This is a genomic window from Nocardioides humilatus, assembly GCF_008373755.1.
Classification (GTDB): Bacteria; Actinomycetota; Actinomycetes; order Propionibacteriales; family Nocardioidaceae; genus Nocardioides; species Nocardioides humilatus.
The window spans coordinates 1-330 of record NZ_VUJV01000124.1; the positions used below are offsets into that span (position 1 = coordinate 1).

The following is a 330-nucleotide window of genomic DNA, read 5'->3' on the forward strand; positions in this document are numbered from 1 at the left end:
GGCCTCGCGGGACTTCTCGTCCGGCAGCGGGATGTAGATGAGCTGGTCCAGACGGCCGGGACGCAGGATGGCCGGGTCGATGATGTCCGGTCTGTTTGTGGCACCGATGATGAAGACGTTCTTCTTGGCGCCCATGCCGTCCATCTCGGTGAGGATCTGGTTGATGACGCGGTCCGCCGCCCCGCCCGCGTCCGACACGGAGCCGCCGCGCGACTTGGCGATGGAGTCCAGCTCGTCGAAGAACAACACGCACGGAGATGCCGATCGAGCCTTGACGAAGATGTCGCGTACGTACGCCTCGGACTCGCCGAACCACATGGTGAGCAGCTC

Annotated in this window: 1 protein-coding gene; it reads right to left on the reverse strand. The window is 64.5% G+C overall.

The features are described from left to right. Positions 1–318: AAA family ATPase (locus tag F0U44_RS24210; RefSeq protein WP_246160768.1), on the reverse strand; the 318-nt coding region annotated here is incomplete at its 3' end. Positions 319–330: the final 12 nt, after the last annotated feature.